We start from the raw sequence: 16,340 nt of genomic DNA, 5'->3' as shown, positions 1-16,340 counted from the left end.
TTGCCGAGAGCGCGGCGAAGCCGCGCTTGCAGAGCAAAATTTAGTCTCACATCATGCCGCCCATGCCGCCGCCCATGCCGCCCATGCCGCCGGGCGCACCGCCGGGGCCGCCTTCCTCGTCGTCGCCCTTGTCGGTCGACAGGTCACCGGCGGAGATGATGTCGTCGATTTTGAGCACGAGGTTGGCCGCTTCGGCGGCGGAGGTGACGGCCTGTTCCTTGGCGTGAGCCGGTTCGACGACGCCGGCCTCGAAGGTGTCCTCGACGTCGCCCGAGAAGACGTTCAGGCCGGCCGTGATGTCGCCGTCGTCGTGGGCCGCACGCAGGTCGACCAGCGTGTCGATAGAGTCCAGCCCCGCGTTTCCGGCGAGGACGCGCGGGACGAGCTCGAGCGAGTCGGCGAAGGCTTCGACTGCCAGCTGCTCGCGGCCGGAGACGGAGTCGGCGTAGTCGCGGAGGCGACCGGCGAGTTCGACTTCGATCGCACCGCCGCCCGCGAGGACGCGGCCGTCCGAGACGGTCTGTGCGACGACGTCGAGCGCGTCGTTGACGCCGCGCTCGAGTTCGTCGACGACGTGGTCGGTCGAGCCGCGAAGCAGGAGGGTGACGCCGTGGGCGTCCTCGCCCTCGACGTAGAACAGTTCGTCCTCCTCGTCGCGAGTCACGTCGCCGAAGCCGAGGTCCTCCTCGGTTGCGCTCTCGAGGTCGGAGACGATCGACGCGTTGACGACTTCCTGGAGGAACTCGAGGTCGGATTTCTTGGCGCGGCGGACGGCGAGGATGCCCTCCTTGGCGAGGTAGTGCTGGGCGAGGTCGTCGATGCCCTTCTGACAGAAGACGACGTCAGCGCCGAGGTCGGCGATCGCGTCGACCTTCTCGCGGAGCTGCTTCTCCTCGCGGTCGAGGAATTTCTGGAGCTGATCGGGGTCGGTGACCGAGACTTCGGTGTCGACGTCGGTCTCCTCGACCTCGATGGCCTCGTCGAGCAGCAGAATGTCGGCGTCGGTCGCCGAGCGGGGCATGTTGTCGTGGACGGGGTCCTTGTCGACGATGCCACCCTCGAGGAGGTCGGATTCGCCGGCGCTGCGGCCGGTCTGGGTCTCGATGTTGAGGAACTCGAGGTCGACGACGTTGTCGCCGTTCTCGTCCTCGACGGTGACCTGGCGGATGGCCTCGACGATCAGCTGGGCGAGGTGCTCCTTGTTGACCTCGGTCCCCTTGCCGGTCATCGAGGTCTCGGCGGTCTTCCGGAGGAGTTCCTCGTCGCTCGTGTCGATATCGGTCGCGATGTCGTCGATCTCCTCGCGGGCCCGCTCGCTGGCGAGGTGGAAGCCCTTGATGATCGCCGTCGGGTGGATGTCCTGCTCGAGGAGGTCCTCGGCGTTTTTGAGGAGTTCTCCGGCGATCGCGACGGCCGTCGTGGTGCCGTCGCCAGCCTCGTCCTCCTGGGTTTCGGCGACCTCGATGATCATCTCGGCCGTCGGGTTGTCGATGTCCATCTCCTTGAGGATGGTGACGCCGTCGTTGGTGATCGTCACCGATCCCATGGAGTCGACGAGCATCTTGTCCATGCCCTTCGGACCGAGCGTCGACTGGACGGCTTCAGCGACCGCACGGGCGGCGCTGATGTTGTAATCCTGCGCGTCCTTGTCCTTGACGCGCTGGGAGTCCTCGCTCATTACGATCATCGGCTGCCCCTGCTGCATTCGCTGACTCATAGTCGAGCGGATGATTGATTGTGATTCTACATAAAGTTTTCTAATCTGTGCGAGTCGGGAGACGGAGACGAGACCCCGTTCAAAGGCGAAAACCACCGTAGTGCACGACCGTCGCCACAGTTTCCAGCGTTCGATCTCGCTCGTCAATCCTTCCCAGTCGCATACCGGGACGGTGATTTTATATATGAAGACGATGTGCCGGGTCCGATAGTCGCACGTCGCTTCGGTCTGTGACGGCAGAATCGTCCTCGACGGAACTGCAACGGGTGGTTTGCCCCACTGTAACGGTTCTCAGTCGCGCGTCGACTGCCGCCCTAAATCCTAACTCGGACTCGAGTCAACACAACGGAAGTGTTATCACGGTAGTCGCGTATTACCACTCGAGCAATGGACGAGTCCCCGTCCGTTCCCGAATCGTTCGACGATCCGCGGATCACCGCCCAGTTCTGTCGTCGCCTTTCCAGCACTGCCGGCGACCTACTTCTCATCGGCGTCGTTCACGACCATCCCGCGAGTATCGCACGCGTCGAACGCATCCTCGAGCGCGTCGAACCGGAGACGGTCGCGCTGGAACTGCCGCCTGTCGCGGTGCCGCTGTATCGCGCGTACGCTCGCGACCGCGACGCCGAGGAGTCGGCACCGCCGCGGTTCGGCGGCGAGATGAGTGCTGCGATCAGCGCCGCCCCCGAGGCCGATCCGGTCGGCATCGACGCGCCGAACCTCTCGTTCCTCCGGCGACTCGTGGGTCGACTGGTCGCCGACCGCGTCTCTCCCGCGACGGCCCGGCGCGTCCTCTCGAGCGTCGGCGGCGCGACCCGTGAGGCGTTGACCTGTCGGGTCGCCGCGACGCTGACCCACGCGACATCGATGACCGTCGTCCCGGGCGAGCGGGTCGAGTACGACTGCGAGCCGGACGACCCGCCGGAGCGGCAGGCTGCCCACGAGCGTTCCCACGTCGCCGGCGTGCAGGCGCTGCTCGGTAGCATCGAAACCGACGGCTCTGCGTTAGCGTACCGAGACGACACGCGCGAACACTGCATGATCGAACGGCTCGCAGACCTCCGGTCGGAGCCGGGTGACGTCGTCGCCGTCGTCGGCGTCGATCACCTCGAGCGACTCGCGACGGCGCTGTCGGCGTCCGGCCGGCGCGTTCCGACCGGCGACGAACGCGCTCCCGCGATAGCGGAACCCGACCGGTAGTTAGCGTCGCGCGGGCGGTTCGATCAGGATCTCGCCCGTGTCCCTGATCGTGACGTGGTGGCCCGCGACGACGACGGTGAGCGTGCCGCCGGCCCGCGGCGTGCCGTCGTGGCGCGGTCGGAAGAGTTGGTTCAGAGCGTCCGGATCGACGGCATCGTACAGCGAGAGACGGCTGTCGGTCACATCGACCCCCAGACAGTCGGCCAGCGCGTGGACGACGGTCGTACTGAGCGTCGCCGATCCGTTCGGGTCGTGCGTGGCGCGATACAGGGATGGAGAGCGGGACTGCGAGGGGGAGGGAGCGTATCCGTTCATACCTAGTCGTCGCATCCTACTCTTTTTTTGAAGACTAAAAGCTTAATCGTTCATTACTGGCAGAAAAAGGCTAGCCGAGCGCATGAATTGGCCATTTATGAAGAAATTCACCGTGGTATGAACGGGGCGAAACGAACGGATGCATCACGTCGGTTCACTCAAAACCGGATGGCGACCCCGGTGGACCACGATCGCCGGCCGCTCGAGCGAGGTCACTGCCGCAGTCCGGAGATGCAGTTCCAGCAGTAGGTGAACGTCTGGTCGGCCTCGTTTCGCGCGCCGCAGTGGGGACAACGGATCGTCTCCCCGTCGAAATCGGGTTCGCGGTCCTCGTCAACCTGGTCGGCGTCGCCGATGTCGTCGGATGCGCGGGGGAACCGATCCGGACCGGCCGAGGACCGCATGCTCGCGCGGTTCGGATCGGCAAGCGACGGCGTCCGCTCGCCGTCCCCGTCGTCACGGCGGACGTACAGGTAGTACAGTAACAGGTGTAAGAGGGCGAATAAGACGACGTAGCCGATGAGCCAGCCCCAGAGCTCCATTATTGTGTGGTACGTCCTCGAGCCACTTGGATATTCCTTGAGTTCCGAGCCGAAGAGAGTCAGGCGGACGGAACGGTTCGCCGTCGGCGCGCGGACCCGCCCGTTCGCTCGCCGCTCCTACCGGTCGAAGACGACCCCGGCGATTCGGTGATCGATTCGAGGGGTCCGACCATCGGGCCCAGCATGCGTAATGATGACACTACTATCGGTGTCCCGAACGTCTTCCTGCTCGAGCGCTCGAGGGTCAAAGATCCGTTTGAGCTTGGGATGGGTTTTTTTCATACCCTTTCGTATCGGTCACCTATGGATCGAAGACAGTTCCTGACGGCATCGAGCGTCGGCGTCGCAGCGACGGTCGCGGGCTGTATGGGAAGCCCGCTCAGTAGTACCGAGACCGATTCGACGGACCCCGGATCAGCAGCCGACGGGGACGGGGACGTCGACGACGGTGAAATCACGGTCAGCGCCAGCGGCGAAGTCGAGGCGGAACCGGATAAGGCGATCGTCGACATCGGCGTCGAAGCCTCCGGTGACACCGCCGACGAAGTGACCAGCGCGCTCTCGACCGGTGCCGACCGGCTTCGCACCGCGTTCGACGACCTCGGCATTCCCGACGAGAACATCGAAGAGGGCCGGTACCGGGTCCATCCCAACCACACCCGTGACGGCGAGACCGACGGGTTCGAGGGAGCTCACTCGTTCGAGGTGACGCTCACCGATACGAGCCGTGTCGGCGAAGTCATCGACGCGTCGGTCGAGGCCGGTGCCAACAATATCGGTCGAGTGAACTTCACCCTCCAGGAAGAGTCCAAGTCCGAACTCCGAAAGGACGCGATCGACGCCGCGTTGGCGAACGCCGACGAGGAGGCGAGCCACATCGCGGACAACCGCGAGGTCGAACTCGAGGGAACGACATCCGTCACAACCGGTGACGTACGGGTCCATACGGTTCGGTACGATAACATGTCCGCCGAGGACTCGGCGGGCAACGCAGCGCCGCCGACGGAGATCAATGCGGACCCCGTCACCGTCAGCGCCAGCGCGACGGTGACCTACGAGTTCGCCACGTGAGGCGGCGGGACGAGCGACGCCGCCGGCAGTGAACTGACCGCGGTGGAGAACGACCGGGTCCTCGCCAGCGGCATGCGATACCTGGGACCGATCATGAACTTCTTCTAACTCGAGATGACGGCCAAACGGCTCTCTCGAGCGGTTCTGACGGTTTCGAGAACAGGGAACAGTGCACCTACGCAGTCAGCAGTCGTCCACGACGCGACGAAAGCGGGCGAGCCGCGATCAGTCGGTGGCCGTCAGTCGTCGGCCGGAACGGCTCGCGTGTCCGCTCGCCCGGAAGCCATGGCGAGCACGTCGTCGAAGAAGTCGAGGGTGTCCTCCGGTCCGGGGTTGGCCTCGGGGTGGTACTGGCGGGTGAGCACGTCGTACTCGATACCGTCGATTCCCTCGGGCGTGTCGTCGTTGACGTTGATCTGGGTGATCTCGAGGTGGTCGCCCGGGTCGGCGACGGTGTAGCCGTGATTCTGGGTCGTCATGACGACCTGCCCGGACTCGAGGTCGAGAACGGGCTGGTTGACGCCGCGGTGGCCGAAGGTCATCTTCTCGGTCGACCCGCCGAGGGCCTCGGCGACGATCTGCTGGCCGAGACAGATGCCGGCGACGGGCATGTCCTCGACGAACGCCTCGACGAGCGTGATCGCCCCCTCGAAGTTGACCGGATCGCCGGGGCCGTTCGAGATGAAGAGGAGGTCGGGGTCGACGGCCTCGACGGTCTCGACGGCCGCGTCGTAGGGGAACACGTGGACGGTCGCATCGCGTGCGAGCAGCGAGTCGACGATCGAGCCCTTCGCGCCGCAGTCGATCAGGGCGACCGTCTCGCCGTCGTTGTCCGTGCCGTGGACGACCGGCTCGTCGACGCTGACCTGCGCGCCGATGTCGGTGTGGTCGCTCATGGCCGTGCAGGCTTCGAGTTGCTCGAGCGCGTCTTCTTCGGTGACATCCTCGCCGACGGCGATGCCACACTTCATCGCGCCGCCGTCGCGGATGTCCGTGACGACATCGCGGGTGTCGAGGTGGTCGACCGCCGGGACTCCCTCGCGTTCGAACCAGTCGACGATCTCGTCGGTGAACTCCTTGGCGATCGCGGCGCGCGGATGGATGCGGTCGTCCTCGAACCGCTCCTCGCGGACGCCGTAGTTGCCGATCAGCGGGTAGGAGAACGTGAGAATCTGTTCCTCGTAAGAGGGGTCGGTCAGGCTCTCCTCGTAGCCGGTGTACGCTGTCGTGAACACGATTTCGCCGCGGGCCGTCCCGTCGGCACGACCACGCCCCTCGAGTACGTGGCCGCCCTCCAGTGCGACGTAGGCTTCCGTCATTACGATCTACGTATCGGATGGACCATCATAAGTGTTGTCTTCGAAGCTCAGTTACGATTTTCGTAATCGGTAAGTGCAGGTCACACGTAGGTTCGCATCTCCATGGACGACCTGGACCGACAGATACTCGATATACTCCGGCGGGACAGTCGCACGCCGTACACCGAAATCGCCGACGAGGTCGGCACGAGCGAGGGCACCGTCCGCAACCGCGTCGAGCGCATGCTGGACGACGACGTAATCGAACGCTTCACGATTTCGACCCGGACCGGCAACGTGCAGGCGATGCTCGAGATCAGCGTCGCGGTCGATGTCGATACCAAAGGGGTCTCCGAGCGGATGGCCGAGTGGGACGAGGTCGACTTCGTCTGGATGGTCTCCGGCGAGCAAGACGTCGTGCTCGTGGTCGACGCCGCCGACACGCGCGGGGTCAACGATCTCATTACGAAAGCCCGCGATCAGGAGGAGGTCGTGAGCACGAAAACGCGATTGATTCTGGACGAGGAACTCGGCTAACGATCGACACCGAGAGTCCGCCTCGTCACGGTGTCGGTGGTGTAGTCGCGCGTTCCGTCCGAGTGCCCGTCATCGACCTGCTCTCGTGGGTCATCCCCGACGGCTCGACGGGCGGCCGCAACGGCGGTGACCCTACCGGTCGGCGGTCTCTTCCTCGCCCGGCGGGGTTCCCACGCCGGGCGTCGGCCGGTCGATCGCGTCGATCACTCCCTTGCGATCGTGGATCATGCGGTACGCCCGCCGCAGCAGGCTATCGAACCCCGACCGCGACACGGTCGCGCTCACCCGGCCGTCGCGGATCGCGTCGACGACGGACGCGGGCGTGAGCCGGTCGGCCTCGACGATCGTGTACGCTCGCCCCACCTCGAAGGGGTAGTGCGCATCGCTGCCGCCGACCAGCGGGAGGTCCCGTTCGTCGGCCAACTGTTCGACCAGCGGCTGCGAACGCGGGTGTTTGCCGTTGACTTCGATCGCGTCGAAGGGAACCTCCTCGAGTTCCCGGACCGTGCTGTTTCGGAAGGGGTGGGCGACGATCGCGGCGCAATCCCGATCGCGTGCCAGCGCGACCGCCTCCGCGGGGGAGAGCGCGCCGGGTTTCGTCGCATGGGGCGGATCGGGGCCGACGACGAGGACGTGACCGCGGTCGGTCGTGATCTCGATGCCCGGCAGCGTCTCGATGTCGGGAGATGGGTCGAACGCCGTGTAGTAGTCGTGGTTGGTCGTCGCGACGCCGTCGAGGCCCCGTCGCTTGGCCATCTCGGCGAGCAAGCGGACGCCCAGCGGGTCGTACCGATCGCCGAGTGAGCGCCGCCCATGGAAGAACCGCGTGTGCGCGTGGAGATCGATTGCGTACATGGGAGAGCAAACGCCGGGCAGACCCTTTTGCGTGCGGCCGGCATGGACGGCAGTATGACACCCGGCAAGGGGAGCGACCGCGTGCTCATTCTCAACCCCGTCAGCGGGAGTGGCGACCACGTCGACGATGTCGTCGAACTCGCGGCCGACCACGGGTTCGAGATTCGACGGACCGAGCAGGGCGGCGACGCAAAGCAGTTCGCCCGCGAGGCCGCACCCGAGGCCACCCTCGTCGCCGCGGCCGGGGGCGACGGCACGCTCAACGCCGTCGTCAACGGCGTCGCCGCCGCGGACGCCCTCGAGACGACGACCGTCGCCGTCGTCCCCGCGGGAACGGGCAACAACTTCGCGACCAACGTCGGAATTCGCGGCCTCGAGCACGCGTTTACCGTGATCGAGGACGGCCGACGGCGGACGGTCGACATCGCGACGGCGAACGATCGGTGCTTCGTCAACTCCTGTGTCGGCGGGATCACCGCCGAGGCGAGCAGCGAAACGACCACGGAGAGCAAGGCAGCCCTCGGCGTGCTCGCGTACGTGAAACACACTATTGAGACGGTCGGGGAGTTCGACTCGCTTCCCCTGCGAGTGGAGACGGCCGCGGGTCCGAACGGCGAGACGGCCCGGTCCTGGGAGGGCGAGGCCCTGTTCGTCCTCATCGGGAACTGCCGACGGTTCACCGGCGCGCGGACGGCACAGGCGAACGTCGAGGACGGCCTGCTCGAGGTCACGATCGTCGAGGACGCCGCGACGACCGACCTGCTCGAGGGTGCGGCCCTCGAAGGGCTGTTCGGGCGGGACAGTACCCACATCGTTCGCCGGCGCACGCCCTCGCTGGCGATTGACAGTCGCGCGGACTCGATCGAGTACAGCCTCGACGGCGAGATCCTCGAGACCGAGACCGTTCGGATCGAGACGGACCCCGGCGCGCTCACGCTCCCCGTCGGCGACGATTACCGGCCCGACCCCGACGACGAGGAGCGATGGCACATCGGAACGCCCGCGAATCAGTAGCTCACCCCCCCTATCGATTCGAAACGGCCGCGACGAGACGATACTGGTTTCAAGAGTCGCCGTAATTGTGCGGGTATGAGCACGCCGGAGGAGGACCTCGAACACGAGAACGCGGGGCAAGACGTCATCGCCGTCGATGCCGACGACACCGAACTCGAACTGGTCAACCGACTCGACGCCCACACCGGCGACGGGATCCGCCATCGGGCCTTCACGTCGCTGGTCTTCGACGGCGAGGGGAACGTCCTGCTCGCCCAGCGCGCGCCGGACAAGCGCCTGTGGGGGACCTACTGGGACGGCACCGTCGCCTCCCACCCCGTCGAGGGCCAGAGCCAGAAGGAGGCGACCCGCCAGCGACTCGAGGAGGAGCTGGGGATCACCCCCGATCAGTACGACGACCTGGAACTGACCGACCGCTTCGAGTACAAGCGCTACTTCGAGAACGCTGGCGTCGAACACGAGGTCTGTGCCGTCCTACAGCTAACGCTGACCGACCGCAGCCTCGATCCCAACGAGGAGGAGGTCGCCGGCCTGCTGTGGGTCCCCTACGAACGCCTCCACTCGAACCCGGAGTGGTACCGACAGCTGCGACTCTGTCCGTGGTTCGAGATCGCGATGCGTCGGGACGTTCGGTAGGACGGCGACCGAACAAGTACGCCGCGTGGCACGCCTCCGAACGTCTCGTCGCGAGTACCGCTTCCGTCCGAGACGACGCCGATCGAACCGGCCCGTTCGGGTCCTGAACCGGCGGCTTCAAGCTTCTCGCCGCGCTCGAGCAAGGTTCCTCTCGCGACCACACACTGTCCGGAAACAGTACACGAGCGGGAGGTTTATGAGGGAGTGCCCACACATGCAGGATAGACTGCGATGGTCATGGGTACGCTGAGACGGCTGCTCCGGGGGAGTACGATCGCGTCGTCGGCGTCGGCGGGGTCGACTGCCGCGGGAGCGACGGCGGAGTCGGAGCCGTCGCCCGGTGGGGGGCGGCTCGCCGACGAGCCGCTCGAGATCTGTCTGTTGAGCTATCGATCGAACCCGTATTCGGGCGGCCAGGGCGTCTACGTCAAGTACCTGAGTCGGGCGCTGACCGATCTCGGTCACTCCGTCGACGTCATCTCGGGGAAACCGTACCCCGACCTCGACGACGATGTCGGGCTGGTGAAACTGCCCGGCGAGAACGTCGTCGACGAACTCGACCGGTTGGGCCAGTTCGAGCCGTCCTATCTGCGCGATCCGCTGGCTTTGTACGAGTGGCTGAGCGCGCTCACCGGCGGCTTTCCGGACCCGTACGCGTTCGGACGCCGCGTGATCGACTACTTCGAGACCCACCAGCCCGGCTACGACATCGTCCACGACAACCAGTCGCTCTGTCACGGGCTGTGTACCCTCCGCGAACGGGGCCACCCCGTCGTGGCGACCGTCCACCACCCGATCACCGTCGACCGCGACGCCGCGCTCGAGGCGGCCGACAGTTGGGGCGAGCGGCTGTTGATCCGGCGCTGGTACCGATTCCTCCGGATGCAACGCGAGGTCGTCCAGGACCTGCCACACGTGTTGACAGTTTCCGAATCCGCCAAGCATCGCACCGTCACCGACTTCGGGGCCGATCCGGAGTCCATCCGCGTCGTCCACAACGGCATCGACACCGACCTGTTCGAACCCGTCGAGCGCAGTCGCGACCGCCCGCGCGTGATGACGACCGTCAGCGCCGACGTGCCGCTGAAGGGAGCCCGGTACCTGCTCGAGGCGTTCGCGGCCATCCGCGAGGAGATCGACGCCGAACTCGTCGTCGTCGGCGAGTTCGACGAGGGCGGCGACTGCGACCGGCTGATCTCGGACCTGGGGATCGCGGACGCGATCGAGACCCACAGCGAGATCAGTTACGAGCGGATGGTCGACCTCTACGGAACCGCCGATATCGCGGTCGTCCCCTCGGTCTACGAGGGGTTCGGGTTGCCGGCTGGCGAGGCGCTTGCCTGTGGCGTGCCGGTCGTCGCGACCACCGGCGGGGGGCTTCCCGAGGTGGTCGGCGACGCCGGCGTCCTCGTCGATCCGGGCGACGCCGACGCGCTGGCCGACGCGATCCGCAGCCTGCTCACGGACGGCGAGCGCCGGCGGCGACTCGGCGAGCGGGGGCGAGCGCGCATCGTCACGGAATTCGATTGGGAGCGGGCCGCCCGCGAGACGGTCCGGACGTATCGCGACGCCATCGAAACCCAGTCGCGGGGGCCCTGACATGGAGACGATCGATTTCGACCGGCTGGCGCTGACGCCGGGCGAACGCGTCCTCGATGTCGGCTGTGGCGAGGGTCGGCACGTCCACGCCGCCGCCCTCGAGAACGTCGCGGCAGTCGTCGGGCTGGACCTCGAGCGTGCGAACCTGGCAGCGGCTCGCGAGGATCACGAAGCGTATATCGCTCCCGAATCGGACGTGCCCGTCACCTTCCTTTCGGGGGACGCACTGCGGCTCCCGTTCGAGGACGGCGCGTTCGATGTCGTCTGCTGTACCGAGGTGCTCGAGCACATCCCCGACTACGAGGCGGCGCTGGACGAACTCCGTCGGGTCTGTGCGCCGGGCGGAACCCTCGCAGTGAGCGTCCCGCGGGCGGGCCCCGAACGGGTTTGCTGGGCCCTCTCGGATGAGTACCACGAGGTCGAGGGGGGACACGTCCGCATCTTCGATCGCGAGGAGTTACGGGCCGCCATCGAGCGCCGCGGGTTCGAACGGGTCGATAGTCACTTCGCCCACGCCCTGCACGCGCCCTACTGGTGGCTGAAGTGTCTCTGGTGGGACCGCGACGAGCGCGGTGACGCGCCGCTGCCACTCCGGGCGTACGACCGCTTTTTGGAGTGGGACGTGCTGGAATCCCCGCGGCCCGTGCGGTTGCTCGAGCGGGCGCTCGATCCCGTCGTGGGCAAGAGCGTCGTCTACTACTTCGAGTTGGAGGCGGGAGCGTGAGCAACGTGTCGTCGGGGCGGACGCTGTCCGAGTGGGGGCTCGAGCCCGCGGTCGACTACATCGAACGCGTCCAGCGATCGGACGGGCTCATCCCCTGGTATCCCGACGGCCCCGCCGATCCCTGGGATCACGTCGAGAGTGCGATGGGGCTATCGGTCGCCGGTCGCCACGAGGCGGCCCGGCGCGCGTATCGCTGGGTGGCCGACGCCCAGCACGACGACGGGGCGCTGTGGGCGACCTACGGCGAGGCCGACGCGGACGAGGGGGCACATGCCGGCGACGAGCCGCGCAAGGAGACCCACCGCAGCGCCTACGTCGCGGTCGGCGTCTGGCATTACTATCGCTGTACCGACGACCGGGATTTCCTCGCGACGCTCTGGCCGACCGTCCGCGACGCCCTCGCGTTCGCCTGCCGCCAGCAGGCGTCGACCGGCGAGATTTACTGGACCGTCGGCGCTGACGGCGAGGCCTACGAGGACGCGCTGGTCGCCGGCTGTGCCTCGCTGTACAAGAGCCTGGCCTGTGGCGCAGCGATCGCGGGCGAACTCGGTCACGAAGACGCCCGCGAGCGCTGGCTCGAGGCCCGGGCCGCCCTCGGCGAGGCGATCCGAACGCGGCCCGACCGCTTCGATCGGACGTGGGAGAGCAAGTCCCGCTACGCGATGGACTGGTTTTATCCCGTCCTCTGTGGCGTGCTGACCGGCGAGCCGGCGCGGGCGCGGCTCGAGGCGGGCATGGATCGGTATCTCGAGGATGGCCTGGGCTGTCGGTGCGTGGCGGACGAGCCGTGGGTGACCGTCGCGGAGTCGTGCGAACTGGTGCTGTCGCTGGCGGCGGCCGGCGAGACGGAGCGCGCACGCGAGATGTACGAGTGGTGTTTCCAGTGGACCGACGACGAGGGCGTCTTCTGGACGGGGTATCAGCTCGAGGACGAGGAGTACTGGCCGGGCGACCGGCCGACGTGGACCGGCGGGGCGGCGGTGCTGGCTGCGGACGGACTGTCGGGGCTGTCGGGGGCTGGAGAGCTGTTTACCGATCCGCTATCCGCGTGACTGATTCGGGGGGACATCCTGCACCCACCGAGATGCCGGAGAATGTCGAATCGGGAGCGGTGCAGGTGTTTCGCTCACCGATGCCGTTCGCCTGGCTGTACGGAGCGTCGTCGCAACTGCCGAGGGGGTCGTCTCGACGACGCAGGAACAGCTATGACGAATAGAAATAGCTTTCGGCGTCAGCGAGTTGCCACAATCATGACGATTCGAACGCTTCGCGAAATCCACAGGGTCGCATCTGTGTCGTTAGCCCCTCGAAAGCAGCGAGCACGATCGTTTCGCCACTCTACACGCGACTCAACGAGGTGTTGCCGATGCTGGTCGATAGTCGCCCGCTCGATGTCAGTGCCGTCCTCGCTGATGCCAGTTTCGAGATCGTCCGAACCCAGATGGAGCGGGTACTCGTCGTCCCGGTCGAACTCGTCGTCGCTCGTCGGGAGGCATGCACCTGAGGCCGACGCTCCGACACTGTGCTACACAAGAGTGTCTGTATGAAACGTAAGGGACTCCTCACGTTGGGCTACTAGATATGAGGGTCCAAAGGAGGAGGCCCGCAAATGTCACTACTGCAGCCATCCATGCAAACATATGGAACGTATTTCCATCAGTCAAGAGTGATTTTGAGAAATAAGTGAGACATAAGAGTAGCGCGTAAAACGTAGCTTGCTGGGTAGTCTTTTCCATGTCTTATATTTGTATTGGATATCCAAAATCTATTAGAAATAACGTTTGGGTCCACTTCCAACTTGGATTCTATTACAAAATATATGTCAAAGGTTGGGACAACCTACTGTGATCTGAAGTAGACCGTTTAGTAAGTCGGAAAGTACGCTTTCGAGTGTTGCAGGTACGGGTCTGTTATGATGATTCGAGATCGTCGCTCTCTAATTCGCCCTCGAGGTACGCGCGACCCCGATCCGTAATTCGGTAATAGCCTCGATTGTCGTCGACTTTCCGGAGGAGTCCGTGGTCGTCCAAGACCGGAAGGCGGCGTTTCACTGTTGGATGAGAAACGCCGTCGATGTTGTATGAAACTACCGCTGGTGGCATCGCTATTCCCGTTTCCTCGAAAAGCTCGAGCAGCACGGGATCGGATTTCGTCATCCACGATATCAGCGGGCGCATTCAGTGATCAGTTCTCGTTCGGGTCGAAGTCATTCCTCGTTGACCTTCAATTCCGCGGCGTCAAGCTCGCCCTCGAGATAGGCACGACCCCGCTCACTGATCCGGTACAGTCCACGATCTTCGTCGTAATATTCTACCAGCCCCCCATCCTGCAATGCTCGCAGTCTTCGCCTGACGTGCGAGATTTTGTAATCGATGTTGGCCTCGACAGTGGACGGATTCGCGATGAGCGGTCGATTTCCCTCGTTGAGAAGGAACTCGAGGATCGCGTCATCCGCCCGCGTCATCCAGTCCACTCGTGGCCGTCGCATTCTGCATCTAGTCACTGGATCAGTGGTGATTACTCTTGGTTCAGTTCTACGTCGTTGGCGTCGAGTTCGCCCTCGAGATACGCGTGACCGCGGTCTGACATCTGGTAGCGGCCGTTCTCTATCTTTTTGACGAGACCGTGCTCCGTGAACGCAGAAAGACGATTTGAGACGTGGGGACGAGTCATATCCAAATTGTACGCGATTATCGCGGGCGACTGTACGACGAGAATCCCCGGATCGGCTAATGCTTCGAGGATACGGAAATCTTCACGCGACATCCAACTTGGTCGTTCTCGAATCGACACGATTAGGCGCGAATACTCGTTCAGGGATCATTATTATCACGAAATAAGAGAGTATACAATGAATCTGTGTTCAGTGTTTAGATAATCACTGGAGGAGTTTATGTGTGTTCTGTAGATACTATGATCAATGAATATCCAACCACTCATTTTGGGCATTCAGCACATTCTGGTGGTTGTGATCTGAAGTAGACCGTTTAGTAAGCCGGAAAGTACGCTTTCGAGTGTTGCAGGTGCGGGTCTGTTATGATGATTCGAGATCGTCGCTCTCTAATTCGCCCTCGAGATACGCGCGACCCCGATCCGTAATTTGGTAATAGCCCCGGTCTTCGTCGACGCGTTCCAATAGCCCGTGATCAACTAAAACTGGAAGGCGTCGACTTATCGTAGATTTCGAGACACCCATCAAATTGTATTCCGCAACCGCTGGCGGGATCGCAATCCCCGCTTCCTCGAAAACCTCGAGAATTGCAGGATCAGACTTCGTCATCCACGAAACCAACGGACGCATTCAGTGTCCACCTCGTATATGACTCGAGTGACTCAAGACTCGATCATTAATGCATCCAATTTCCTAGACGGCGCGCTGTCATTCCTCGTTCAGTTCTAAGTCCTCAGCATCGAGTTCGCCTTCGAGATACTGCCGACCCCGCTCACTGATCCGATAGAGACCGCGATCTTCGTCGTAATACGCTACGAGCCCACCGTCCTGTAATGCTCGCAGTCTGCGTCTCACGTGTGAGATTTTGTAATCGATGTTGGCCTCGACAGTGGACGGATTCGCGATGAGCGGTCGATTTCCCTCGTTGAGAAGGAACTCGAGGATCGCGTCATCGGCTCGTGTCATCCAGTCCACCCGTGGCCGTCGCATTCGACCATGAACACACGAAACACCGTGTTAGAACGCTCGGTTCAAAGGTATTTGAGGGGTGTTTAGAACTCTCTAGTACTGTATTTGATGCACTAGTTCTAAGTGGTGTCCACTCTATGACTGAACCAACGGAGGCCAGACGGACCAACGACTCCCCGACTCGGTCCCGGAAAATGCGGACCCGGTGTCACACCACCGGCCCGCGTGGCTTCCGCACCTCAGCAAGCCATGTCAGACGACGATTCGCGGGACCATGAACGTCCCGCTCGAGCAGTTGCATCGTTCCCGGACGACACCCCCGACGGCCGCCGCGCGTGGGTCGAACTCAGCGGCTTCCAGCGCGACTGTCTCGAGGCCGTCGCCCGCCGCGCACGCGACGGCTACCCCTGCTACGCCTCGGGCATCGCCCGCACCCTCGAGCGACGGTATCCGACCGTCAGCCGCGCCCGAGTCAAGCCGGGCCTGCGCATCCTCGCCGACCGCGGCTTTATCACCTCGCGCGATGGCCTCACTGGCCACGTCCCCGCCTACCGCCTCACCGACACCGGCCGCGCGCTGCTCATCCAGCGCGCCGAACGCCTCGCCACCCTCTGCGAACTCGGCCGCGAGCCCACCGACGCCGTGACCGCCGCCAGCGCTCGAGCGACAGATACCGACCGAGCGCCAGCGACGCGAGACGAGGACCGAAGTAGCCACTGACAGGCGAGACACACACACCCGCTGGACGACGGCCGCACCCTCGCGCTCGCGCCCGCGGCCGGCCGCCGCTCGAGCCCCCACACCGCGACCGGGGCCGCGATTCGATGTGCCTGTCGTGTCCCGGTTCCCCTCTGTGCCCGCTCACGCCGGGACCAGCCGCGATCCGGGATCGGTAACGTCGCCCGCCCGGATCGAGTGCCCAGCAACCCGTCACGAACCGGGAAAGGTACATTATATGTTATATCTATACCACTGAGATATTGCAAAATTAGAGCACCACTCGTTGTTGGATTGCCGCCGCTCCACGCCCGTCATCGACGGTGAACACCCACGCCGACCGCTGCCAACCCGTACGCACGGTACTCGAGCCGTGACGACTATATTGCCGTTAAAACGCCTACAAAGCCAAATCTATCGGATGGAGCGATTCGGTCGCCCGCCTCGAGCGAGCCGTGATGACTCCCCCTCGAGA

General features: G+C 64.3%; 20 protein-coding genes. 10 read left to right on the top strand and 10 right to left on the bottom strand.

What is annotated here, in order from left to right; translation table 11 throughout:
* Positions 1-46 precede the first annotated feature (46 nt).
* Positions 47-1,717, bottom strand: a complete 1,671-nt coding sequence (gene thsB, locus FGF80_RS09295) for a thermosome subunit beta (protein ID WP_138653549.1) — start codon at positions 1,715-1,717, stop codon at positions 47-49.
* 387 nt (positions 1,718-2,104) lie between these two features.
* Here thsB and FGF80_RS09290 point away from each other — a divergent pair, with 387 nt between their 5' ends.
* Positions 2,105-2,917, top strand: coding sequence for a hypothetical protein (locus tag FGF80_RS09290; protein WP_138653547.1), 813 nt, complete (start codon positions 2,105-2,107; stop codon positions 2,915-2,917).
* Here the strand turns inward: FGF80_RS09290 and FGF80_RS09285 are convergent, their stop codons facing one another.
* Together FGF80_RS09285 and FGF80_RS09280 are read right to left on the bottom strand one after the other, a co-directional pair.
* On the bottom strand, positions 2,918-3,232 hold the full coding sequence (locus FGF80_RS09285; RefSeq protein WP_006183743.1) for a HalOD1 output domain-containing protein: 315 nt from the start codon (positions 3,230-3,232) through the stop codon (positions 2,918-2,920). It lies immediately after the preceding gene.
* A gap of 212 nt (positions 3,233-3,444) precedes the next feature.
* A complete protein-coding gene (locus FGF80_RS09280; RefSeq protein ID WP_006183744.1) occupies positions 3,445-3,774 on the bottom strand; it encodes a DUF7577 domain-containing protein in 330 nt (109 codons plus the stop codon).
* Between the two features lie 303 nt (positions 3,775-4,077).
* Here FGF80_RS09280 and FGF80_RS09275 point away from each other — a divergent pair, with 303 nt between their 5' ends.
* Positions 4,078-4,845 (top strand): SIMPL domain-containing protein, encoded by a 768-nt coding sequence (locus tag FGF80_RS09275; RefSeq protein ID WP_138653545.1) that lies wholly within the window; start codon positions 4,078-4,080, stop codon positions 4,843-4,845.
* A 239-nt stretch (positions 4,846-5,084) separates the two neighbouring features.
* On the opposite strand, the gene carA is transcribed toward FGF80_RS09275, so the two are convergent.
* Positions 5,085-6,164 (bottom strand): glutamine-hydrolyzing carbamoyl-phosphate synthase small subunit, encoded by a 1,080-nt coding sequence (carA, locus tag FGF80_RS09270; protein ID WP_138653543.1) that lies wholly within the window; start codon positions 6,162-6,164, stop codon positions 5,085-5,087.
* A gap of 102 nt (positions 6,165-6,266) precedes the next feature.
* Here carA and FGF80_RS09265 point away from each other — a divergent pair, with 102 nt between their 5' ends.
* Complete coding sequence (locus FGF80_RS09265; protein WP_006183747.1) at positions 6,267-6,680, top strand: Lrp/AsnC family transcriptional regulator; 414 nt, start codon at positions 6,267-6,269, stop codon at positions 6,678-6,680.
* 132 nt (positions 6,681-6,812) lie between these two features.
* On the opposite strand, the gene FGF80_RS09260 is transcribed toward FGF80_RS09265, so the two are convergent.
* A complete protein-coding gene (locus FGF80_RS09260; protein WP_138653541.1) occupies positions 6,813-7,535 on the bottom strand; it encodes a PHP domain-containing protein in 723 nt (240 codons plus the stop codon).
* Positions 7,536-7,577: 42 nt separating this feature from the next.
* On the opposite strand from FGF80_RS09260, the gene FGF80_RS09255 reads away from it, so the two are divergent.
* From FGF80_RS09255 to FGF80_RS19140, 6 genes are all read left to right on the top strand, one after another.
* Positions 7,578-8,549, top strand: coding sequence for a diacylglycerol/lipid kinase family protein (locus FGF80_RS09255; protein ID WP_138653539.1), 972 nt, complete (start codon positions 7,578-7,580; stop codon positions 8,547-8,549).
* A gap of 75 nt (positions 8,550-8,624) precedes the next feature.
* Positions 8,625-9,185: an NUDIX hydrolase gene (locus tag FGF80_RS09250; protein ID WP_006183750.1), complete on the top strand. Its 561-nt coding sequence runs from the start codon at positions 8,625-8,627 to the stop codon at positions 9,183-9,185.
* 231 nt (positions 9,186-9,416) lie between these two features.
* Entirely contained in the window at positions 9,417-10,784 is a 1,368-nt protein-coding gene (locus FGF80_RS09245; RefSeq protein WP_006183751.1) for a glycosyltransferase family 4 protein, read from the top strand.
* A gap of 1 nt (position 10,785) precedes the next feature.
* Positions 10,786-11,508, top strand: coding sequence for a class I SAM-dependent methyltransferase (locus tag FGF80_RS09240; protein ID WP_006183752.1), 723 nt, complete (start codon positions 10,786-10,788; stop codon positions 11,506-11,508).
* Positions 11,505-12,560 carry a glycoside hydrolase family 15 protein gene (locus FGF80_RS09235; protein WP_138653537.1) on the top strand — a complete coding sequence of 352 codons (1,056 nt, stop codon included), beginning with the start codon at positions 11,505-11,507 and terminating at the stop codon, positions 12,558-12,560. The genes FGF80_RS09240 and FGF80_RS09235 overlap by 4 nt, the downstream gene beginning before the upstream one ends.
* A 314-nt stretch (positions 12,561-12,874) precedes the next feature.
* Positions 12,875-13,012, top strand: coding sequence for a hypothetical protein (locus FGF80_RS19140; protein ID WP_175417011.1), 138 nt, complete (start codon positions 12,875-12,877; stop codon positions 13,010-13,012).
* Between the two features lie 406 nt (positions 13,013-13,418).
* Here the strand turns inward: FGF80_RS19140 and FGF80_RS09230 are convergent, their stop codons facing one another.
* The 5 genes from FGF80_RS09230 to FGF80_RS09210 form a co-directional block, all read right to left on the bottom strand.
* Positions 13,419-13,685, bottom strand: a complete 267-nt coding sequence (locus FGF80_RS09230) for an ArsR family transcriptional regulator (RefSeq protein ID WP_138653535.1) — start codon at positions 13,683-13,685, stop codon at positions 13,419-13,421.
* 29 nt (positions 13,686-13,714) lie between these two features.
* Complete coding sequence (locus tag FGF80_RS09225) at positions 13,715-13,996, bottom strand: ArsR family transcriptional regulator (protein ID WP_138653533.1); 282 nt, start codon at positions 13,994-13,996, stop codon at positions 13,715-13,717.
* Between the two features lie 29 nt (positions 13,997-14,025).
* The gene (locus FGF80_RS09220; RefSeq protein ID WP_138653531.1) at positions 14,026-14,274 is read right to left on the bottom strand and encodes a helix-turn-helix domain-containing protein; all 249 of its coding nucleotides are present in this window, start codon (positions 14,272-14,274) and stop codon (positions 14,026-14,028) included.
* Between the two features lie 268 nt (positions 14,275-14,542).
* Positions 14,543-14,809 carry an IclR family transcriptional regulator gene (locus tag FGF80_RS09215; protein ID WP_006183758.1) on the bottom strand — a complete coding sequence of 89 codons (267 nt, stop codon included), beginning with the start codon at positions 14,807-14,809 and terminating at the stop codon, positions 14,543-14,545.
* Between the two features lie 78 nt (positions 14,810-14,887).
* Positions 14,888-15,145, bottom strand: coding sequence for an ArsR family transcriptional regulator (locus FGF80_RS09210; protein WP_202978774.1), 258 nt, complete (start codon positions 15,143-15,145; stop codon positions 14,888-14,890).
* Positions 15,146-15,397: 252 nt separating this feature from the next.
* On the opposite strand from FGF80_RS09210, the gene FGF80_RS09205 reads away from it, so the two are divergent.
* A complete protein-coding gene (locus FGF80_RS09205; protein WP_138653527.1) occupies positions 15,398-15,868 on the top strand; it encodes a PadR family transcriptional regulator in 471 nt (156 codons plus the stop codon).
* The last annotated feature ends 472 nt before the right edge of the window (positions 15,869-16,340 follow it).

The sequence above is a fragment of the Natrinema pallidum genome (genome assembly GCF_005890195.1).
GTDB lineage: Archaea > Halobacteriota > Halobacteria > Halobacteriales > Natrialbaceae > Natrinema > Natrinema pallidum.
The sequence above is the reverse complement of the archived record's forward strand: the minus strand, read 5'-3'. Positions and strand labels throughout refer to the sequence as shown.